General features: G+C 53.5%; 21 protein-coding genes. 11 read left to right on the forward strand and 10 right to left on the reverse strand.

Going from position 1 to position 20,925, the window contains the following annotated elements; all coding sequences use genetic code 11:
* The first annotated feature begins 11 nt into the window (after positions 1 to 11).
* The 3 genes from CSTAT_RS05630 to recX all read left to right on the forward strand — a co-directional run bounded on the left by CSTAT_RS05630 (position 12) and on the right by recX (position 2,310).
* Complete coding sequence (locus tag CSTAT_RS05630; RefSeq protein WP_066793526.1) at positions 12 to 227, forward strand: DUF3046 domain-containing protein; 216 nt, start codon at positions 12 to 14, stop codon at positions 225 to 227.
* Between the two features lie 227 nt (positions 228 to 454).
* Positions 455 to 1,600 carry a recombinase RecA gene (gene recA / locus CSTAT_RS05635; RefSeq protein WP_066793534.1) on the forward strand — a complete coding sequence of 382 codons (1,146 nt, stop codon included), beginning with the start codon at positions 455 to 457 and terminating at the stop codon, positions 1,598 to 1,600.
* Positions 1,601 to 1,692: 92 nt separating this feature from the next.
* Positions 1,693 to 2,310, forward strand: coding sequence for a recombination regulator RecX (gene recX, locus CSTAT_RS05640; protein ID WP_075722760.1), 618 nt, complete (start codon positions 1,693 to 1,695; stop codon positions 2,308 to 2,310).
* 8 nt (positions 2,311 to 2,318) lie between these two features.
* Here the strand turns inward: recX and CSTAT_RS05645 are convergent, their stop codons facing one another.
* From CSTAT_RS05645 to gluA, 4 genes are all read right to left on the reverse strand, one after another.
* Positions 2,319 to 3,257, reverse strand: a complete 939-nt coding sequence (locus CSTAT_RS05645) for an amino acid ABC transporter permease (RefSeq protein WP_075722761.1) — start codon at positions 3,255 to 3,257, stop codon at positions 2,319 to 2,321.
* Positions 3,257 to 3,943 (reverse strand): amino acid ABC transporter permease, encoded by a 687-nt coding sequence (locus tag CSTAT_RS05650; RefSeq protein ID WP_066793545.1) that lies wholly within the window; start codon positions 3,941 to 3,943, stop codon positions 3,257 to 3,259. The genes CSTAT_RS05645 and CSTAT_RS05650 overlap by 1 nt, the downstream gene beginning before the upstream one ends.
* 115 nt (positions 3,944 to 4,058) lie before the next feature.
* A complete protein-coding gene (locus CSTAT_RS05655) occupies positions 4,059 to 4,934 on the reverse strand; it encodes a glutamate ABC transporter substrate-binding protein (protein ID WP_075722762.1) in 876 nt (291 codons plus the stop codon).
* Positions 4,935 to 4,977: 43 nt separating this feature from the next.
* Complete coding sequence (gene gluA / locus CSTAT_RS05660; protein ID WP_075722763.1) at positions 4,978 to 5,706, reverse strand: glutamate ABC transporter ATP-binding protein GluA; 729 nt, start codon at positions 5,704 to 5,706, stop codon at positions 4,978 to 4,980.
* A gap of 425 nt (positions 5,707 to 6,131) precedes the next feature.
* Between gluA and miaB the strand changes: the two genes are divergently transcribed.
* Positions 6,132 to 7,619, forward strand: a complete 1,488-nt coding sequence (gene miaB / locus CSTAT_RS05665) for a tRNA (N6-isopentenyl adenosine(37)-C2)-methylthiotransferase MiaB (protein ID WP_224758434.1) — start codon at positions 6,132 to 6,134, stop codon at positions 7,617 to 7,619.
* Positions 7,620 to 7,656: 37 nt separating this feature from the next.
* Positions 7,657 to 8,292: an Rv2732c family membrane protein gene (locus CSTAT_RS05670; protein ID WP_075722765.1), complete on the forward strand. Its 636-nt coding sequence runs from the start codon at positions 7,657 to 7,659 to the stop codon at positions 8,290 to 8,292.
* Here the strand turns inward: CSTAT_RS05670 and CSTAT_RS05675 are convergent.
* The gene (locus tag CSTAT_RS05675) at positions 8,289 to 9,443 is read right to left on the reverse strand and encodes a GNAT family acetyltransferase (RefSeq protein ID WP_244892912.1); all 1,155 of its coding nucleotides are present in this window, start codon (positions 9,441 to 9,443) and stop codon (positions 8,289 to 8,291) included. The two genes, CSTAT_RS05670 and CSTAT_RS05675, sit on opposite strands and share 4 nt — an antisense overlap.
* A gap of 18 nt (positions 9,444 to 9,461) precedes the next feature.
* The gene (locus CSTAT_RS05680) at positions 9,462 to 10,793 is read right to left on the reverse strand and encodes a DUF349 domain-containing protein (protein ID WP_075722766.1); all 1,332 of its coding nucleotides are present in this window, start codon (positions 10,791 to 10,793) and stop codon (positions 9,462 to 9,464) included.
* Positions 10,794 to 10,975: 182 nt separating this feature from the next.
* On the opposite strand from CSTAT_RS05680, the gene CSTAT_RS05685 reads away from it, so the two are divergent.
* From CSTAT_RS05685 to dapF, 3 genes are read left to right on the forward strand one after another with little or no spacing between them, the layout of a single operon-like run.
* Positions 10,976 to 11,584, forward strand: coding sequence for a hypothetical protein (locus CSTAT_RS05685; protein ID WP_075722767.1), 609 nt, complete (start codon positions 10,976 to 10,978; stop codon positions 11,582 to 11,584).
* Positions 11,585 to 12,508, forward strand: coding sequence for a tRNA (adenosine(37)-N6)-dimethylallyltransferase MiaA (gene miaA, locus CSTAT_RS05690; RefSeq protein ID WP_075722768.1), 924 nt, complete (start codon positions 11,585 to 11,587; stop codon positions 12,506 to 12,508). It abuts the gene before it with no gap.
* Between the two features lie 29 nt (positions 12,509 to 12,537).
* Entirely contained in the window at positions 12,538 to 13,410 is an 873-nt protein-coding gene (dapF, locus tag CSTAT_RS05695; protein ID WP_066797530.1) for a diaminopimelate epimerase, read from the forward strand.
* Here the strand turns inward: dapF and CSTAT_RS05700 are convergent.
* Together CSTAT_RS05700 and CSTAT_RS05705 are read right to left on the reverse strand one after the other, a co-directional pair.
* Positions 13,407 to 13,955, reverse strand: coding sequence for a hypothetical protein (locus CSTAT_RS05700; protein WP_066793568.1), 549 nt, complete (start codon positions 13,953 to 13,955; stop codon positions 13,407 to 13,409). The genes dapF and CSTAT_RS05700 overlap by 4 nt on opposite strands.
* Positions 13,956 to 13,957: 2 nt before the next feature.
* Positions 13,958 to 14,731 carry a hypothetical protein gene (locus CSTAT_RS05705; RefSeq protein WP_075722769.1) on the reverse strand — a complete coding sequence of 258 codons (774 nt, stop codon included), beginning with the start codon at positions 14,729 to 14,731 and terminating at the stop codon, positions 13,958 to 13,960.
* Between the two features lie 104 nt (positions 14,732 to 14,835).
* Between CSTAT_RS05705 and hflX the strand changes: the two genes are divergently transcribed.
* The 3 genes from hflX (at position 14,836) to CSTAT_RS13805 (ending at position 18,166) form a co-directional block, all read left to right on the forward strand.
* Positions 14,836 to 16,431: a GTPase HflX gene (gene hflX, locus CSTAT_RS05710; RefSeq protein ID WP_075722770.1), complete on the forward strand. Its 1,596-nt coding sequence runs from the start codon at positions 14,836 to 14,838 to the stop codon at positions 16,429 to 16,431.
* A gap of 87 nt (positions 16,432 to 16,518) precedes the next feature.
* Positions 16,519 to 17,802: a uracil-xanthine permease family protein gene (locus CSTAT_RS05715; RefSeq protein WP_075722771.1), complete on the forward strand. Its 1,284-nt coding sequence runs from the start codon at positions 16,519 to 16,521 to the stop codon at positions 17,800 to 17,802.
* Between the two features lie 67 nt (positions 17,803 to 17,869).
* Positions 17,870 to 18,166 (forward strand): hypothetical protein, encoded by a 297-nt coding sequence (locus CSTAT_RS13805; RefSeq protein WP_075722772.1) that lies wholly within the window; start codon positions 17,870 to 17,872, stop codon positions 18,164 to 18,166.
* A 282-nt stretch (positions 18,167 to 18,448) separates the two neighbouring features.
* Here CSTAT_RS13805 and CSTAT_RS05725 read toward each other — a convergent pair whose 3' ends face one another.
* Positions 18,449 to 18,715 carry an HPr family phosphocarrier protein gene (locus CSTAT_RS05725; RefSeq protein WP_066793581.1) on the reverse strand — a complete coding sequence of 89 codons (267 nt, stop codon included), beginning with the start codon at positions 18,713 to 18,715 and terminating at the stop codon, positions 18,449 to 18,451.
* Positions 18,716 to 18,828: 113 nt separating this feature from the next.
* On the reverse strand, positions 18,829 to 20,925 hold the full coding sequence (locus CSTAT_RS05730) for a PTS fructose transporter subunit IIABC (protein ID WP_075722773.1): 2,097 nt from the start codon (positions 20,923 to 20,925) through the stop codon (positions 18,829 to 18,831).

Consider the following 20,925-nt stretch of genomic DNA (forward strand, 5'->3'; position numbering starts at 1 on the left):
ATGATGTCCCCATGCGATTAACGGAGTTTGAGCAACTGCTGCAGGATGTATTTGGTTCCCCGCAGGGCAGGTGGATAGCGCACTCACATGTGGTGTCGACCTTGGGTGAAACTCCCGATAACTTGATCGAAAATGGATACGATTTGGCCCAGGTGTGGCGCGAGCTATGTGATGACTTCTCGGTGCCAGAAGCTGACCGCCTAGGCATAGATCGCCCTGGAAAATAGAGGATTATCCGAAGGTGCACTTCTTGCGCGACTTGCCGTATTCGAATGTGCAATCGAATAAAAAGATGTGTAGGATTCGAAATGTCGAAGGCAAAAGATAGTCTCAACCGCGTAATAATCTTCAACGTGGGAACTAAATGTCACTCGCTGGAGTCTAGAAACTACAGTGGGTAATAATCAGTGGGAATTTAATACCCCGCACGTGAATTTAACTTTAAGGAATACACATGGCTGCAAAGAAGAAAGCAACGGCAACCAAGCCCGGGGATGACCGCAAGAAGGCCCTAGATGCCGCAATGTCCATGATTGAAAAGGACTTCGGCAAGGGCGCTGTTATGCGTCTGGGCGAAGAAAATCGCCCGCCGATTCAGGCCATTTCTTCTGGCAACACTGCGATCGACATTGCCTTAGGCATTGGTGGTTTCCCGCGCGGTCGTGTGGTTGAAGTCTACGGCCCAGAGTCTTCCGGTAAGACCACAGTGGCGCTGCATGCTATTGCTGAAGCTCAAAAGGCAGGCGGCATTGCGGCGTTCATCGACGCTGAGCACGCATTGGATCCAGAATATGCACGTCTTTTGGGCGTAGATACTGATAACTTGTTGGTCTCACAGCCTGACACTGGTGAACAGGCACTGGAGATTGCAGACATGTTGGTGCGCTCAGGTGCTATCGACATTATCGTTATTGACTCGGTTGCGGCGTTGACGCCAAAGGCTGAAATTGAAGGTGAAATGGGTGACTCGCACGTGGGTCTCCAGGCACGTCTGATGTCCCAGGCACTGCGTAAGATGACCGGTGCACTGTACAACTCCGGCACCACGGCTATCTTCATTAACCAGCTGCGTGAGAAGATCGGCGTGATGTTCGGTTCTCCTGAAACCACCACTGGTGGTAAGGCACTGAAGTTCTACGCTTCGGTGCGTTGTGACATCCGCCGTATCCAGACCCTTAAGGACGGCCAGGACGCAATTGGTAACCGTACCCGCATCAAGATCGTAAAGAATAAGGTCTCCCCGCCATTTAAGATTGCGGAGTTCGACATCATGTACGGTGAGGGAATCTCGCGTGAATCTTCCATTATCGACTTAGGCGTGGAACACGGCTTCATCAAGAAGTCCGGCTCCTGGTTTACTTATGAAGGTGACCAGCTGGGCCAGGGTAAAGAAAAAGCCCGCAACTTCCTCAAGAGCAATCCAGAGCTGGCAGATGAGATTGAAAAGAAGATCTTCCAAAAGCTCGGCGTTGGTGAATATGCCAAGACCACCGATGACGATGGTGCAGCCATGGATGTTCCTGGTGCAGAAGACCCATTGACTGATGATCCAGCAGGCTTTGTACCGAATGTTGATTTTGATGACGAAGATGAAGAGTAGAAATATCTAGCTCCCACGATGTGCGCGGAAGTCAGTTTTTAAACTGGCTCCGCGCATTTTTCTAGGCTGAGTTTGATGAGCGCAAATAGGGGATGAATGTGACGGCACAGGAGCCCAGTGCAGAGAAGCTGGCGAAGCTGCGCCAGGCATTAGAAGACTACGCAGAAGGCGCTGTAGACAATCCGCTTTTTGACCATGAAGCGGAGGAAATTAAAGCCGAGGTACGCTCGCGTGCCCTGCGCTTGCTGGATGAGCGCGCAAGGTCCCGACATGAACTTTGTGAACGGCTGGTGAAGCTGGAGTTCGCTAAGCCAGTCATCGAGGATGTCTTAGACGATCTGGCGTCGGTTGGGCTCATTAATGATGAGCTGTTTGCCTCAGAATGGGTTAGGCAGCGTCATGCACGCCGCGGAAAGTCCGCGCGGGCGTTGAACCAGGAGCTTATTCGCAAAGGTATTTCTTCGTCAGTGCGCGCGCAGGCGTTGGAGCAAATCGATGACGATGATGAAGAAGCTATGGCGTGGACGCTCGCGGTAAAGAAAGCGAAGTCGATTAAACATCCGCCAGCGGACCGGGCAGAACGCGATAAAGCCCTGCGGCGCATTGTCGGGGTGCTTGCGCGCAGGGGCTTTAACGAAGGAATGTCCCTCAACCTTGCACGCCGTGCCCTAGAGCAGCGGTGTGAAGAGTTGGGGACATCACAGGAGTAGCTGGTTATTTACTCCGAGGGGTTAGTAATTTCCTTATATCCAGGAGCACGCCAGTCAACGTTGGCATTGTCTTTGGTGTCAATGCCTTGGTCTGGCTGCTCTGGCACTTTGGCGATGATATTGCGCCGCGCACGTCCAGCCCGTAGCTGACGTTCGATGCGCTGTGCCAAAGTGGTAAGTCCCCAGTTGATGAGCACCATGATGATGCCGACGATAACCAGCGAGGCCAGGAAGTTCTGGTTGTAAGAAGCAGACTGAATACCAGAACGCACGATTTCGACGTAGCCAATCTGGTAGCCCAAAGCCGAGTCCTTGAGAGCAATGACCATCTGTGCAATCAATGCTGGAAGCATCGAAGCGATTGCCTGCGGGAGCAAGACCCGGTACATCGTCAGGCGATGCGACAGGCCCAAAGCCTTAGCTGCTTCGGTCTGACCCTTTGGCAAGGAACGGATACCGGAGCGGAGGATTTCCGCGATGACGGAACCGTTGTACAAGGTCAATGCGAAAACCACGGCAGAAAATGCCAGTTGCTGCGATGGAACGAGATCGTAGACAGCGAAGAGCTGGTACGCGAAAATCATCAGCAACAGCACGGGAATGGCGCGGAAAAATTCCACGATGATGCCGCAGATCCAGCGCACGAAACGGCTTTCCGAGAGACGGCCCAAGCCCAAGACCACGCCGAAGATACAAGCAAGAACAATTGAGGCAAAGGCCGAGAACAACGTGCCGCGAAGACCAGGTAGCAGGTAGGTGGTCCACGTTTGGCTTTGGAGGAACGGAGTCCACAGGCGGCCTTCAAATTGGCCATTGTTGTTTAGAGTCCAGGCAACCCACCCTATGATAGCGAGGAAGATTAACCCGGCAATGACGGAGTAGAGACGATTATTGCGACGGCCCTTAGGCCCCGGTGCGTCATAAAGGACGGTAGCGCGTACAGCCATTACTTCTTCACCGCCATTCTTTCAGAAAGTTTGCCTAACCCAAGGCCCATGGGCAGGGTGAGGATGATGAAACCAAGCGCGAATACGAAGAAGATGATAAAGAGCTGATTCGCGTGGTTTTCGATTGTCGACTTCATTAACAGAGACGCTTCTGCGACACCGATTGTTGAAGCAATGGTGGTGTTCTTTGTCAACGCGATAAGCGTGTTTCCCAAAGGCACGATAGCCGCGCGAACTGCTTGTGGGAAGACAATCTTTCTGAACATGTCAGAAAAGCTCAATCCCAGCGAGCGGGCTGCTTCTGCTTGGCCAAAGTCGACGGTGTTGATACCAGAACGCAAGGACTCGGCGACAAAGGCTGAGGTGTAAAGGATAAAGCCCACTATAGCGAGGCGGAAGTTATTATCTACCAGGAAACTAGCGGATTCGCGGCTAGCTAGAGCCATTCCCAGGTTCTGATAGAGACCAAAGGAACAGAATAGGACGATGAGCGTCAGGGGAGTATTGCGAACCACAGAAATATAGAACGTGGATATGGTGCGCAAAATCGCAACCGGGGAGACGCGCATGGCGGTGAGGATGGTTCCGAGGATTGTCGAACCAATCGCCGACCAAAAAGTCAGTTGGATGGTGAGCCAAAATGCTGGCCATAAGCCAGGTAATAGCTGATCCCACATGGCGTTCATAGTTCTCCTTGCATACTTATCAAACGCTTATTGTGAATAGTGGGTGCAAAAGCCCCGCGGAATAATGCTTATCGCGGGGCTTTCGCTAGGTATTCGTGGGCCTCAACAGATGAATTTATTCATCCATGAAGGACAGGTCGCCTGGGGTGCCCTTGGTGATTGCTTCACCTTCGCCGAGGTTGTCAGAGATGAACTTGTCGAAGGAGCCGTCTTCAAACATTGCTTCGAGAGCAGTGTTGATGGCGTCAGTGCCTTCAGTGTCATCCTTGGCCAGACCAATGCCGTAGTACTCATTGGTGAATGGCTCGCCATCCTTTTCCAGCTCAACGACGCGGAAGTTGCCAGGGGACTGAGCCGCGTAGCCATTAAGAATGGTTGCGTCAGTGGTCATGGCGTCGACATTGCCCTGACGCAGTGCCTCAGTACAGCTGGAGTAGGTGTCGTATTCCTGCAGCTGAACGGTAGGCAGTGCTTCCTTGACCTTCTGTGCCGGGGTAGAACCGGTTACCGAGCACAAGATCTTGCCTTCAAGGTCATCCAAACCGTTGATTTCGTTGTTGGAGTCCTGAACCAAAAGCGCCTGGTGGGTCAGCAGGTACGGACCACCGAAGTTAACGGACTCGGAACGACCCGGGTTAATCGAGTAAGTCGCGGTAATCATGTCGACTTCGCCGTTTTGAATCAAAGTCTCACGCTGAGCCGATGGGGTTTCGCGCCAGTCGATGGAAGGCTCATCCCAACCATTTTCAGCGGCAATGGAATTGACCACGTAGGTTGCAACTTCGACGTCTAGACCGGTCATGGATCCGTCTGGTTCACGAAGGCCCAGACCAGGCTGGTCGAACTTGGTGCCCAAGGTGACGTTGCCGGACTCGATGGAGCTGAGTAGGCTATCAGAGTCTCCGGAGGAGCCACCACAAGCGGCAAGCAGGCTGCCCGAGACAGCTACGGTTCCGATGATGGCTGCGATACGAGTGATAGAGCGTGACATGTGTTCTCCTTTAAATAAAAGATAGGGACGTAGATTTTTGAATCTAGTGAGAAAGGATTTTGCCCAGGAAGTCTTTGGCGCGGTCCGTTTGTGGATTATCAAAGAAGCTTGATGGATCGGTGTCTTCGACGATTTCTCCATCAGCCATGAACAGGATTCGGTCAGCGGCACGGCGGGCAAAGCCCATCTCGTGGGTAACCACGACCATGGTCATGCCTTCTTTAACCAGCGAAGCCATAACATCGAGCACCTCGTTGACCATTTCTGGGTCAAGCGCCGACGTTGGCTCATCGAAAAGCATGATCTTTGGGTTCATAGCCAATGCACGAGCGATAGCAACGCGCTGCTGCTGACCGCCTGAAAGCTGTGCTGGATACTTTGAAGCCTGATTGCCGATGCCCACGCGGTCAAGAAGCTGCATTGCGCGTTCTTCGGCAGCAGACTTCTTCATCTTGCGGACTTTGTTCGGACCCAAAGTGACGTTGTCCAAAATGGTCAGGTGGGGAAACAGGTTGAATTGCTGGAATACCATTCCCACATCAGCGCGCAGCTTAGCTAGTTGGCTGCCTTCTTCGGGGAGAACGGAGCCATCGATTTCGATGGTTCCTTCTTCAATTGTTTCCAGTCTGTTGATGGTTCGGCAGAGCGTTGACTTACCGGAGCCAGAAGGCCCTAGGACTACTACAACTTCGCCGTGTGCAACCTCTAAGTCAATATCTTTGAGCGCCTGGAAGTCATCAAAATACTTCTGGACGCCGCTCATGCGAATCATCGGAGTGTCTGTCACTTCACTTTCTCCTTTCGCCTGTGTTTTGCAACATATAAGAAACTTTAGGCGGTAATCTTCGCTTGTATGCAAAGCTTGAAGTAACAAATTGATAACCTTTGCAGCTTTTGCAAAGGATTTCGAAAAGTTTCGTTAAGTAGCGCCAGATAGAAGTTGGTTTCATGTACTTTCGCAAATGAAGCCAATTTCTGCGAACCGGTTTCTTACGTTGTTGAAATAGCCCCCAGTGTTGCCCTCTCATACCGTTTTCGCTATGTGCACGGGCGCTTTCTTGGGAATTTTATATGGTTAGGCGCTGGTGCATAGCGCCACTACAATGACTCCACGTGGAAACCAAGCGCGAATACCCCAATGAAAACTCAAATGCAGCCGCCCCTGCTGCAGTAGTAGAAAATGCCCGTACCTATGAGGTGCGGACTTTCGGTTGTCAGATGAATGTTCATGACTCTGAGCGCATCTCCGGCCTATTGGAAGAAGCCGGTTACGTCGCAGCGGAGCAGGAATCTGAACCCGATCTTGTCGTATTTAATACCTGTGCTGTGCGTGAAAATGCGGATAAGCGTCTTTATGGCTCACTTGGTGCATTGAAAAAGACCAAAGAAAACCATCCTGGAATGCAGATTGCCGTTGGTGGTTGCTTGGCGCAAAAAGATAAAGACACCGTGATCTCCAACGCCCCATGGGTTGACGCAGTCTTTGGCACGCACAATATGGCAGCATTGCCTACTTTGCTGGAGCGCGCGCGTCACAATGACAAGGCACAGATTGAGATTGTGGATTCATTGGAAGCATTCCCTTCGGTGCTTCCGGCGAAGCGTGAATCTTCCTATGCAGGCTGGGTTTCAATCTCTGTCGGCTGCAATAACACCTGTACGTTCTGCATTGTCCCTTCCTTGCGTGGCAAGGAAGAAGACCGTCGCCCTGGCGATATCTTGGCGGAAGTGCAGGCGTTGGTGGACCAAGGTGTTACTGAAGTAACCCTGTTGGGCCAAAACGTAAACTCCTATGGCGTGAATTTTGCAGACCCCGATCTGCCACGCGACAAGTTTGCCTTCTCTAAGCTTTTGCGTGCTGTGGGCGCGATCGAAGGATTGGAACGTCTGCGTTTTACCTCGCCACACCCAGCGGAATTTACCTCTGACGTTATCGACGCAATGGCAGAGACCCCAGCGGTGTGCCCACAGTTGCACATGCCCTTGCAGTCCGGTTCAGACAAGATTCTCAAGGATATGCGTCGTTCTTACCGCACGAAGAAGTTCTTAAGCATTCTTGATGAAGTCCGTGAAAAGATGCCGCACGCGGCCATCACCACGGATATCATCGTTGGCTTCCCAGGAGAGACTGAAGAAGATTTCCAGGGCACCATGGATATTGTGCGCCGTGCGCGCTTCGCGGCGGCTTATACCTTCCAATATTCCCCGCGCCCAGGCACCCCTGCGGCAACTATGGAAAATCAACTGCCAAAGCATGTCGTGCAGGATCGTTTTGAGCGCCTTGTGAAGCTGCAAGATGACATCGGTGCAGAAGAGAACGCGAAGCTGGTGGGCACGGATGTAGAACTACTTGTGCAGGCTGATGGTCGTAAAAATAGCGAGACCCACCGTATTAGTGGTCGCGCCCGCGACGGACGCCTGGTGCACTTTACCCCGGTCATGAATGGCGAAGATATCACTTCCCAGATCCGTCCCGGCGATATTGTGCACACCACCGTGACAGATTCGGGTTCCTTCTTCCTCATTGCTGATGAAGGTGTGACATCTCATCGCCGCACTAAGGCAGGAGATATGTCGGCAGCGGGGCAGACCCCAACCACCCAGCCCATTGGTGTGGGCTTGGGCCTTCCACGCATCGGTAAGCCAGCGGAAGAACCAGCCCCAGCGCCAGCGTGTGGTCTCTAAGACCCCCGAAAATTTGAAACGACTATGCTAGGTAATTGTGTCTAAGCAGCAAGAAAACCCAATCCAAGCGGAGCGCCGCAGTGCGCGAACCATGGATTTAAGAAACCAAGTTATTCCACTCATTGTCGCGGTCGTGTTCTACGTTGCGTGGCTAATCTTGCCGCATTCGGCGGGGATCCGCGGTTTTGAAATCATTACCTTTAGCTCCGACGCACGAGAGACCATGTCGATTGCGGAGTTCGTCTTCGCCATTCTTGCAACTTTGGGCGTTGGCGTGTGCACGACCTTGACCCTGGTAACCCGCCGCGCGATATGTGGACTCATCGGCTGGATGCTCGTTACCGTAGGCTTTGCCTATTCGTTGTTTATGGTGTGGATGCGCGGCGCACGTGCAGATAGCGCGGAAATTGGCCTATGGTGCGGCATTGTTGCTGTAGCTATTGCCACCGTGTCTTTTTCCTTGGTGGCATTGCGCCGTAGCCCTGAGCAGATGGAAGCGGCACGGCAGGCACGTGAGGCGGCCTCGCAGCTCGATGCAGTCGGCCAAGCTCAAATGGATATTCGCCGCGAAGCAGCACCGAAGGATAATCCTTTGCTCGTCGACGACCGTCGCGCTCGCGCGGCGCGACGCCACCGCAATACCGGTCAGGCTAACCAGCCACCACAGGACTAAAGCCGCAACTCCCACGACTCGGAGCGCGAAATGCCTTGGGCTCCAAGCTCGTCGAAGATACGATTCATAGCGACATCACCGGCTCCGATAGAGGCGTAGGTTCGCTCCACATCGGGCCAGCACTCACGCAATGCAGTCAACGCTAAAAGCTTGACCTTGCTAGCCAGCTGCTGTTCCCGATGCTCACGCGTGGTAACCGTTAACGTCCACTCAGCAACTTCCGGGTCAGAGCCAGCATGGCGCCCGAGTTCCGTCAAGGACACAACCTGGTAGGTAGTGTCATCAATCAGCGCCACCATGAGCGTATGCGCCTTGCGTGCGCGCAGCTTAGCATGTGCTTCATTCAGGCGAGAGCGGTTCCACTTGATGGGCTCCACGCTTAAATCGCCCGTGAGTGAATCTTCCGAGACGACGGTAAGAAGATCGATCACATCATCCAGATATTGCTCTGGGATGCCGTAGTCAAGCCACGTTTCGGTGCTTAGACCTGCTGGAACTAGAACCGTCGCTGGTTGCTCAGGTACATCTATCTTAATTTGGCGTTCAGCATTTTTAATTGCAAAGCCTGCTTTTTGATAGGCGCTGGAAAAGGGATCCGCTTCCGCAGCAGTGTCATCGGAATGCAAAGAACTAACCTGACACGTGGTGCGGCCTAATTTCTTTGCCAACTCTAAACCGTGGTTCACTAGGGTCGTCGCAACGCTGCGGGTTTCTGCATCCACCGGTTCGCCCGGCAGCGGAAGATATCCCACATCGAGGATGAAATCTATATCAGCAGTCTCTTTTTCTTCCAGTAGTGCGACGCTAAGTTGGATAAAACCCGCATAGTCATAGTCAGGACACTCACCGGTGGAAGGGATAAGCGGTAGCCCCAGAGAAGAGACTTCACCCAGTGGGGAAGCTCCTTCAATGAGGGCAAAAATATAGGTCTGTGATTCATTGGATCCGCGTAGTCGATAGAGCACGCGTTCGGGGGAGGCGGATGCAGCCGGGTCACCACTGACTTCTTGCGCATAAAGATTGGCCATAAACGCAAAGGTGCGAACGGCATCAGAAGGCGTAGGAGACAATCCCTCCGTCCTAGCTGCGGTGGCAGCAGGTCCGGAGGGAAAGTGTGGTGGTGCAAGCTGCGCGAGGTGCAGATTATCCACGTGAGGTAACTTTAATCCTTAGCTTTCTACAGCAGCTTCTGCGGTCTTGGCCCATTCAGCCCATTGCGCAGCCTGCTCGCGCAACTTCTCGGCCGCTGCGGTCTTGCCCTTAGCTTGGGCAGCCTCAGCCTGTGCGTTGAACTCGTCAACTTTGGCTTTGAACTGGTCTACGCGGGCCTGGACTTCTGGATCGGTACGGCGCCAATTGGACTCTTCGGCATCGGCCACGCGTTTTTCCAGGGCAGCAATCTTGTCCTCGTACTGGCGAACCTGGTCGCGCGGAACGAAGCCAATCTCTTCCCACTTATCCTGCAACTCACGCAGCTTGGCTTTAGCAGCCTCGACGTTCTTGGCAGGATCGATTTGCGAGTCATATTCGGCAATAAGAGCGTCTTTGGCTTTCGCATTCTCAGCGAATTCTTGGTCACGCTCGTTATTGACGGCATCACGGGCAGCAAAGAAGTGGTCTTGAGCACCACGGAATGCCGCCCATAGATTGTCATCGACTTCGCGCGGGGCTCTGCCAGCAGCTTTCCATTCCGCCATCAGATCGCGGTAGGCGCGCGCAGTAGCACCCCAATCGGTAGAAGTCTTTAAAGCTTCCGCACGCTCAACTAGCTCTTCCTTCTTCTTACGTGCGGCAGCACGCCCACGGTCTAGCTCAGCAAAGTGTGCACCACGGCGCCGGTTGAAAGCATCACGTGCACGGGAGTAACGCTTCCACAGACCATCATCGGTCTTACGGTCGATGCCCTTGATCTTCTTCCACTCGTTCAAGATTTCGCGGATGCGGTCACCGGCGACTTTCCACTCGGTGGAGTTCTCGGCGATTTCTTCTGCCTCGGCAGCCAGCTTTTCCTTAGCGGCGATGGCCTCTTCACGGCGACGTGCCTTATCAGCAGCCGCTTGTTCACCAGCTTTGACGGAGTGTTCTTGAATGGCCTCGAGGCGCTGTTCTAATGCAGCGAGATCGCCCACGACCGCCGCGGTAGGTACCGTCTGCTTCAATTCAGCAGCCGTATTCTTAATAGCCTCAGCTTCATCAGGATGTGCTTTCAGACGAGCTTCCAAAAGCTCCACTTCGGTCGCGAGGTCATCATAGCGGGCACCAAAATGCGCAAGGCCTTCTTCGGGGGTGCCTGCCTGCCAGCTGCCGACTTCGCGCTCGCCATCAGCTGTGCGGACGAAAACCGTACCTTGTTCATCAACGCGGCCCCACTTGGCTGGATCTGATTTAACTGGGGCATTCATCGTCACCACAGCCGGTTGTGCAGGCGCAGCCTGCGGCTGTGCTCCGGGCCGTGGGCCTGGCTTGGGCATATTAGCAGGGGAGGGGGTAGAAGTAGCCATGAGATGAACTCCGTCCTTAAAGTGAAGGCTGTGCCGCGCGACACGGCTGCCGAGAAATTAACTAAACAGCGCACCGTTTTTAGCAATGCGCACGTGTCTTGTTACACAATAGCGCGATATGACCATCATTGTCAGGGTTAAAGACACGAATTTCTAAGTGCAGGCTTAGGATGGAATACACAATGAACAATGTCGTCTTTCTCCCCGGCTCGCCAGCTCTAGTTACCGAGCTATCGCCAAGTGATGAACCATCCCAAAGGCTGCTCAATTCAGCTACTCAGCTGCTGACACCTTTGATTAAACAGCACAACGGGCCAATCCATGTAGTCTTTTCCCAGGACAAGCGCTGGTATACCGCGCATGACGGAAGTTTTCGGGCGTGGGGAGCGCCCCAGGTTAACGTCGCTAAGGGACATTTTCTAGGTGAGTTGGTAGCTCGTTATATTTTGCAGGCTGCGGGCGCTCCTGCAGAAAGTGTTACCGAGTGCCGGGCAAATATTGGCCACATAGATCCCCTAGCTTTAACCGTCGTTGTCCTCGATGGCAGTGCGGGGTTGACGCAGCGCGCACCGCTGGCCTTGCTTGATACCGCAGAGTCGGCTCATCAGTGGTGTTCGCAGGTATTGCAGGGCCACGCTGGTCCGATGGACGCGCATAAGCTTATCGATGCCGGTGTGATCGAGCCAGGGCTGTGGTTGGAATTGGCACAGCTTGCCCCCGAAGAAGCGCAACTGGTTGATTTTGATGCAACCCTTGGGGTTGGCCGCTTTATTGCCGCTTGGAAGGTGTAGATGGTGAAAGATAAAGATTTAAGGCCCATCGTGGTGGTTGGCCCAACTGCATCGGGCAAGTCAGCGCTGTCTTTAGAGCTCGCGCATCACTTCGACGGTGAAATAGTCAATTGTGATTCCATGCAGCTGTACCGTGGCATGGATATTGGTACTGCGAAATTGACCATCGCTGAGCGCCAAGGCATCCCGCATCATCAACTAGACGTATGGGATATAACTGAGACTGCCTCAGTCGCGCGTTATCAAGAGGATGCCGTCGCCGATGTTGAAGACATCGCAGCGCGCGGCAAAAGGCCCATCATCGTTGGCGGTTCCATGATGTATGTGCAGTCTTTGGTTGATGCGTGGGCTTTCCCGCCGACGGATGCGGACGTCCGTGCTAGATATGAAGCGCAACTGCACGAGGTTGGGGTAGCCGCGATGCACGCCAAACTTGCAAAGATCGATCCGCAAGCTGCGTCGATTATTGAAGACAATGACCCGCGGCGAACCGTGCGAGCATTGGAGGTCATTGAATTGACCGGCAAACCCTTTCAAGCAAGCCAGCCGCCTAAGGATGCTCCACCGCGGTGGAATGCACACTTAGTAGGCCTGGAAACAAACTCTGATTGGCTGAACCCGCGCATTAAGCTGCGCACGAAAATGATGTTCGAGCAAGGTCTCGTGGAGGAAGTCGAGGCCTTATTAGAAAAAGGCCTGGTACGCGACTCCACTGCTGGCCGAGCGATTGGCTACGCGCAAGTACTCCAAGCCATGGATGGCGAATTAGGGTGGGATGAGGCCCTAGAGCGAACGAACATCGGGACACGGCGCTATGTCCGCCGGCAGCGCTCATGGTTTCACCGCGATAAGAGAATTTCGTGGATTGATGCAGCGCAGCAAACCCTGCCGCAAGTACTGAGTTTGCTTGAGGCTATAGAATAGAAGGCATGTCTAATATTTCCACTGGTTCGCTGCCCTTTGCCAAGGGGCATGGCACTGAAAATGATTTCCTTATCATCAATGACCCGGATGGTGATTTATCGCTTGACCCATCGCGTGTTGCTGCATTGTGCGATCGTCGAGCGGGCCTTGGGGCAGATGGCCTCTTGCGCGTCATTCGTGCCCAGGCGCTGGTGGATAACGGAGAGCTAGACAAGCTAGCGGACGGCATCGACGGCGATGACTGGTTTATGGACTACCGCAACGCAGATGGCTCGATTGCTGAAATGTGTGGCAATGGCACCCGCGTATTTGCCCACTGGGTAATTGCTCAAGGCCTGATTCCAATTCCGCCCCAAGGTCTAACCGGAGAAGGAATTTCTTTCACCGTGGGTACTCGCGCTGGCGCTAAGCCAGTTATCGTGCATGCCTTTGATGCCCGCCACGCAGATGTCAGCGTTGAAATGGGAGCACCTGAAGTCATAGGGCTTTCTACCGCGAAGATGGCCGGACAGTCTTATGCTGGCTTGGGAGTAGACATGGGCAATCCTCACCTAGCGGCCACCATTCCAGGATTAGATTCGCAAGCACTTGCACAGTTGGACTTCGAGCAGCCGGAGTTTGATTCGGAATTTTTCCCGAATGGATTGAACCTCGAAGTGGTTACCCCACTCGAGAACGGCGAAGTACACATGCGTGTCTTCGAGCGCGGAGTAGGAGAGACCCGTTCCTGTGGCACGGGAACCGTCGCTGCCGCAGTATCAGCATTAGCTGATGCGGGCACGGTAACCGGCGAGGTTCAAGTCAACGTACCTGGTGGTCAGGTGAAAGTAGAAGTACGCGAAGATGGTTCTACTTTGCGTGGTCCTTCTGAGATTATCGCAACTGGGCTTGCGGCCCTTTAATCGCGAGAATTTGGATCATATTTCGGCCCGAGCGCCAATGCGGAGCGACGGGCTGCAAGCCACGACTCTTTGAGTTCAAAGGCGCGCTGATCCGTAATCTTCAAAAGCTGTTCAATCTCGCTGGTTTCCATATTTGGCTTAGCCAACCGAGCGTCTAAACGGCGCACAAAACGCTTGGCAGTTGAGAGTTCATAATGGAATTTCTCAATTGCGGGGTCTTCGCATTCGGGGTCAAGCAGCGCTGGTCGATGCAGCGTGCGATCCGCAATTGCTTCCGCCTCTGGGGAATGAGCGAAGTGCTCATATTCCTCGACGACATCTTCAATATCGTCTGCCGATAAAGAAATTGATGACTTCAAGGTCTTTTGCTCAGAAGCATCAGGGCGTGAATACAGCATAAACAGCGCGAGCGGAAGGATGATGAGGCAGATTATCAGTCCGGTAAAACGCAGCGCGCTGAGCACGACAAAGACCGCAGCCACAATGGCGATGACGCCAAAAATGGTGCGTTGTCGTGCTGAAAATCCCTTAGTGCTCCACTGCATAATTAATGTCCGCCGCAGCCGCCTGAGCCACATGCACAGCCGCCACCCGAGCCGCAGCCGCCCGACATAGGGGTCAAAACGCTGGCGGTCATCAACGCGGTACCTGCAAGCACTGAATCCTTGGCAGGAAGGTCCCCGAAGGATTCAGGAAGGCATAGATCGAAGGGGAATGCGCCATCAAGCACAACGTGGATAAAGCGCTTGCCGCTGAGCTGGTTATGACGCCAACCAGATTCCAAAACGCGTGCTGCAAAGCGCGCGCCAGGAGTCGGGGCTGCTGCGCCGCTTCCAGAGTTAACGATTTCCGCACCTTCGGATTCAAAGAGTGCTGGGAAGACGCCTTCAGATTCCTCGAAAGCATCGGTTGATTCATAAGACTGCACCGCAAGACCCATCGCAGTGATGCCGACTTGCTGCCACTGTTGCTCTTCAACTTCAGCCAGCAGCGGTCCTTGTGCGAGGTTTGCAGTGATTTCCGAAATCGTGTCACCGGTTGGGGTGATGATGTTCATGTAGCTTAAGACATCGTTGACCATCGACACGTGTGCAAAGGCTTGGGTGATACCTTCAAAGCCGATGTAGGTCGAGAATGGTTCCACAGCAAGGATGTTCAGCTGTGCGCCGGAAGCATCGGCAAACTGAATCAGCTGGCCACCACGGATTTCACCAGTCACGGTGAGCTGGTTGGTGGCGATGGCTGCTTCCACAACGTCTTGCCATTGTTCGAAATCGAATCCGATCGCAAGCATTTCTGAGTGGGTTTGGGCGGTAGTCATGGATTTGATTCTAGACCCTATAGTGCGTTAGGGAAAATGTGTCAGTGTCTTTTACCTGTGACTTCTAGCCAAGGGTGGTTAGTTCATGCGATACTGGGAGGACAATGACAGATTTTTCAAAACGATTTGATAGTGAAAAAGAACGCGACGAACTTTTGGCACGCGCTTTTTCAGACCATACTCCGCAGCCCTTGGCAGGACATTCGTCTGCAGGTGAGCGCGACAATGAAGAAGATCTCACTCTCGGCGAGCTCGAACTTGCCGAAAGAAATGCATTCCGTCGGGTTACCCACCGCACGGAGATTAGACACACAGATGCTGAAGACATCTATGAGGTTGAGTACCGAAAGCTGCGCCTAGAGCGCGTTATCTTGGTCGGCGTGTGGATCGAAGGCACCATCGCTGAAGTAGAGGCAGCCATGTCGGAGCTCGCAGCTCTGACGGAAACTGCCGGCGCTGAGATCGTAGAGATGCTCTATCAAAAGCGCGATAAGCCCGATGCCGGAACCTTTATTGGCTCAGGCAAGGTCAAAGAGCTTAAGAGCACTATTGAGGCAACCGGTGCTGACACTGTGGTTTGTGATGGTGAGCTAACTCCGGGTCAGCTCAACGCCCTAGAGCGCGAGCTCAATACCAAGGTTATTGACCGCACCATGCTGGTTCTCGATATCTTTGCTCAGCACGCGAAGTCCAAAGAGGGTAAAGCTCAGGTTTCGCTCGCGCAGCTGGAATACCTCTATACACATACCCGTGGTTGGGGCGGTAACTTGTCGCGTCAGGCAGGTGGCCGTGCTGGCTCCAATGGTGGTGTGGGTCTTCGTGGTCCAGGTGAGACCAAGATTGAGACGGATCGTCGCCGTATTCGTACAGAGATGGCGCGTCTGCGTAAAGAATTAAAGGGCATGCAGACCGCGCGTGATGTTAAGCGCGCCAATCGGCAACGCTCTACCATCCCGCAAATCGCGATTGCTGGCTATACCAACGCTGGTAAGTCTTCGTTGATTAATGCGTTGACTGGCGCGGGTGTCTTGGTCGAAGACGCGCTTTTTGCGACGTTAGATCCGACAACCCGCAAGGCCGAATTAGGCGATGGCCGAAACGTAGTGCTAACAGATACGGTTGGATTTGTTCGCCACCTGCCGACTCAATTGGTGGAAGCCTTCAAATCCACGCTGGAAGAAGTATTCAATGCCGATTTGATGCTGCACGTCGTCGATGGCGCTGACCCTTTCCCACTCAAGCAAATTGAGGCGGTTAATAAGGTCATCTACGAAATTGCTAAGGAAATGGGGGAGACCCCACCACCAGAAATCATCGTTGTTAACAAGATTGATGCGGCTGATCCTTTGGCACTAGCGGAGATTCGCCACGTCCTTGATCGCGAAAACGTCGTTTATGTTTCCGCGGCAACTGGGGAGGGCATTAGTGAGCTCACCACGCGTGTTGAACTCTTTTTGAATTCTTTGGATTCGCACGTGCAGCTCTTGGTGCCATTTACGCGTGGTGAAGTTATTGCACGTGTGCATGAGGTAGGCACTGTGCTCGAAGAGTCTTACCGGGCAGAGGGCACCTATGTGGATGTCCGCTTGCCAGCACAGATAGCGGGTGAGCTCGCAGAATTCATTCTGGATGAAGACCAGGTCAAAGAAATTCTTGACCAGGACCCAGAAGATGAAGGCTCGAAGCGCAGCGAGTCTTAAGTTCCTGAAATATTAATGAGTGAAGCATGTAAGTTAGCTTCGCGTTTGGTTAGGTGAAAAGGCGTGCGTGCGACATAATAGAATTTCGTGAGCTCATTGATTGGCTGGAAAATACACGGCGACGGTAAAAAGATTCAACCTGGGGCAGTAGTTGCTCCCGAAGAGCGCCTTAATTGGCCGCGGACCATTGGTATCGGCATGCAGCATGTCATTGCCATGTTTGGTGCCACTTTGTTGGTGCCCACCTTAACTGGCTTCCCGGTCAATACGACTTTGCTATTTTCCGGCATTGGCACCATCTTATTCTTGCTGATTACTCGCAATCGGCTGCCATCGTATCTCGGATCCTCCTTTGCCTTCATCGCGCCTTTAGCGGCTTCTGAACAGTACGGCATCGGTGCACAGGCCGGATCCATTTTGGTTACTGGCGTGTGTTTGATGGTCATCGGATTCATTGTCAAAATGGCCGGGCGCAAGGTCGTTGATGCCGTCATGCCACCTGCTGTCACCGGCGCCATTGTGGCTTTAATCGGGCTAAATCTCGCGCCGACGGCCGCTTCGAATTTCCAAACCCAGCCTGTGGTTGCAGCGGTAACCTTGCTCGCTATTGTGCTGTGCACCATTGCTGGCCGCGGCATGATTTCGCGCTTGGGTATTCTCATTGGCGTCATCATCGGGTGGATATTTGCGGCAGTGACCGGCAATCTCAGCGAAGGTGCGGCCGAGTCAATCGCTGATGCCGCGTGGATTGGTTTGCCAGATTTCCACACTCCCGAGTTTAATTTCTCCGCCATTGCAGTAGCTTTGCCAGTCCTGGTGGTGCTTATAGCGGAAAATGTTGGCCACGTTAAAGCTGTTAGTGAGATGACCAAGCATGACTTGGATGACTTGGCTGGCGACGCCTTGGTAGCTGACGGCTTGGCCACGACCTTGGCCGGTGGCATGGGTGGTTCGGCAACGACGACTTATGCGGAAAATATCGGCGTTATGGCAGCCACGCGCGTATACTCCACCGCGGCGTATTGGGTTGCAGCTGCAACCGCTATTGCGTTGGCCTTTATCCCGAAGTTCGGCGCGCTGATTTTCACCATTCCTTCCGGTGTTCTCGGGGGCGCGACGCTGGTGCTCTACGGTCTCATCGGCATGCTGGGCATTCGCATCTGGATGGATAATCGTGTCAATTTCAACAACCCTGTGAACTTGACCTGCGCTGCCATCGCCTTGGTAGCCGGCATCGGTAACCTCACACTCACGGTCTTTGGCATCACCTTGGAAGGTATCGCATGGGGTTCGGTAGGCATCATCATTGCCTACCCAATTTTGAAGCAGCTATATGAAACCCTCGGTGAAGGCCAGCAGGCAAAACACTAAGTACAACAGGTGGCAACATTAAGAGCTGCGTCATACTTTCTAGGCCTAGCTTTAATGAGTGCTAGCCATGAAGTTCGACCTTGTTACTGTCCCCAGCCCTACTATTTTCTGTATTCGCACTACGGTTCCATTGACTAAGATTGCACCGTTTCTCCAACCCAGTTATGAGCGTTTGGAACAGGTTCTTAAAGACCTCAACGTAGAATCCGTCGCAGGACGTGCCGACACGTATGCGATTTCTCCGGATGATATAGATATCACCGCAGCACTAGTCATCGCAGAAAAAGGCCGTGATACTGTGCGCGATGCCATTGAAAAGCACAGCAAAACAACCCTGATGGCAGTGCTGATGACCTTGATTTAATCACCTTTGAGGAAGGTCCTGCCGCACGCGCTACCCACCACGCCAGCTACAACACACTGGGTAATTCTTGGGATGCGTTTTCTCAAGAGCTCGACAGCCAAAGTGTAAAAGTTGCAGCACCTGCTTTTGAAGATTATGTCGATCGCGGTGGCGAGAATAGTTCTTCAGCAGCGACCGATTTATATTGGTATCTCGAACGCTAAGCCATGATCCCTTAAAGGGCTGTGGACCTTCCTCCCGGAAGAACCACAGCCCTTTAAGTTGTTTTAAACGCCTTAGCGCTTAAGCATCCAGGTCTTGTTCAATCAACGCTGCAATCTTTTCTACAGCTTCTGCGTTCTCAGAGGTAACGGTGACCTCATCGCCTTGTTCAGCTCCGAGTGCCATGATCATCAAAGAAGATGCCGCATCGGTTTCATCGTCGTCTTCTTCGCCAACCAGAGCCAGGAAGATATCTTCATCAAACTCTGCTGCTGCATCAGCGATGATGGATGCTGGTCGAGCATGCAGCCCGACGGAGGAGCCGACCTTTACAGTCTTAGACGCCATGATAAATAAATCCTTTCAAAGATTAAAAGTACTCACACCAGTTTAAAGTCGAATCCGAAACTTAGCCACGAAAGGTTCTACTTTCGTGCGAAGTCCCCGGAGCTTATCAGCATTTAAGCAGCTGCGAGGGCTGATTTTTCTCGTGCATCTTTTGCTGCTGCTTCCTGGATGGTCTTATTTGGCCAGAATTGCTTCAAAGCGATGACGGCGACAGCCGCAACCAAAGTACCGACCAGGATGGCAACGATGTAGCCCCAGATAGGTTCGATAGCAAAGAGCACGAAGATACCACCGTGCGGAGCACGTGAGCCCACACCGAGTGCCATGATGAGCGCACCGGTAGTGGCGCCACCAGCCATCATCGCTGGAATGACGCGGAATGGGTCGGCAGCAGCGAATGGAATCGCGCCCTCGGAGACAAAGGCCAGACCCATCAGCCAGGAAGACTTGCCGTTTTCTTGCTCCGCAGGGGTAAAGAGGTTCTTGCGCACGATGGTTGCAATCGACAAAGCAATTGGTGGAACCATACCGGAGGCCATGATCGCTGCCATGATTTCCAGGGATGCTTGATCACCGGTGGAAAGCCCTGCGGTACCGAAGAGGTAGGCAGCCTTATTAATTGGGCCACCCAGGTCAGAACACATCATTAGGCCCAGCACGATGCCCAGCACCACGGCAGAAGAACCAGACATGCCACCAAGCATGTTTTGCAGGCCAGTCATCAACGCTTCCAGCGGTGCGCCCAGCACGAAGTACATTGCGAGACCAACCACCAAAGTGGTCAACAGCGGAATGAGCATCACTGGCATCAAAGAGTTCATCCAGCGCGGCACCTTCCAGGAGCCGATCCACATTGCGATAAGACCTGCGAGTAGACCTGTGACCAGACCACCGATGAAGCCAGCGCCGACAGTGACAGCGATTGCGCCGCCAGCAAAGCCCGGCGCGATACCAGGGCGCCCAGCCAAAGCGTAAGCAATATAGCCAGATAGGGCAGAGACGATAAAGCCCATGGAGGCTTGGCCGGTGGCAAAGAGCACCGCGCCGATATATAGCAGGAGTCCAGAGCGTTCAAAGCTGAGGAGCTCACCGTCGACGTCGACCTCGTGCCCCGGCAGGTTGGTCAGTGAATACTGGGTAGAGATGGCCTGCCAGCCATTGGCCATATCGGCGCCTCCGAATAAAAAGCCCAGTGCTAGTAGCAAACCGCCAGCGGCTACGAAGGGCACCATGTAGGACACACCGGTCATTACGGCCTGCTGGATGCGCTTGCCCCAGCTGAGCTGGCTAGCGGTATCCTCCGTGCCAGAAGAGATTGCTGCGCTACCGCTAACCTTGTGTGAGTTAGGGTTTTGCGCCGCAGCAACGGCTTCGTTCAGCATGACATCAGGTTCGTTGATAGCGCGTTTTACACCGGATTCGATGACGGGTTTTCCAGCGAAGCGTTCGCGGTCGCGTACTCCCACATCGGTAGCGAAGATTACGGCATCAGCGGCGTCGATGACCGATTGTGCAACCGGGGTGTTATTGGACGAGCCTTGGGTTTCTACCGTGAGTTTGATGTCATCGCGCTTTTCTGCGGTTTGGCTCAGGGCGTCGGCAGCCATGTAGGTGTGAGCAATACCTGTGGGGCAGGCGGTGACAGCAACAATGTTCAAAGCTTTCGCAGTGCTTGTCGATGCTTCGCTTGTCGATGCCTCGTTCGTCGACGCCCCCTCTGTTGGACCTGAGCTTGCACTGGTCGGTGCTTTCTTTTCGGCGCTGACGACATCGCTAACTAAAGCGACGATTTCTTCTTCTGAGCTTGCAGTACGAAGCGCGTCGAGGAAATCCTGGCGCACCAGTGCACGCGCAAGCTTGGAAAGAATCTTCAGGTGCGCTTTGCCGCCGCCTTCCGGGGCAGCGATCAGAAATACCAACTCGGCATTGCCATCAGGACCTGCGAAATCTACCGCTTGAGAAAGTCGCGCAAAAGCCAAGGTTGGCTCGCTCACCGCTGCGGAACGGCAGTGCGGGATTGCTACCTTGCCAGGCACTCCGGTGCCAGCTTGGGCCTCACGCTCAATTGCGGGACGCGCTAATTCTTCCACGTTGCTGGCGCGACCAGCGTCGTGAACTAACGTGGCTAGTTGGGTAATTACTGATTCAACTGAGGTGCCTAAGTCTGCGTCTAAAGCGACTAAGTCAGTTCTAATAATATCGGATGCCAT

Origin of the sequence: Corynebacterium stationis (assembly GCF_001941345.1) — a bacterium.
Taxonomy (GTDB): domain Bacteria; phylum Actinomycetota; class Actinomycetes; order Mycobacteriales; family Mycobacteriaceae; genus Corynebacterium; species Corynebacterium stationis.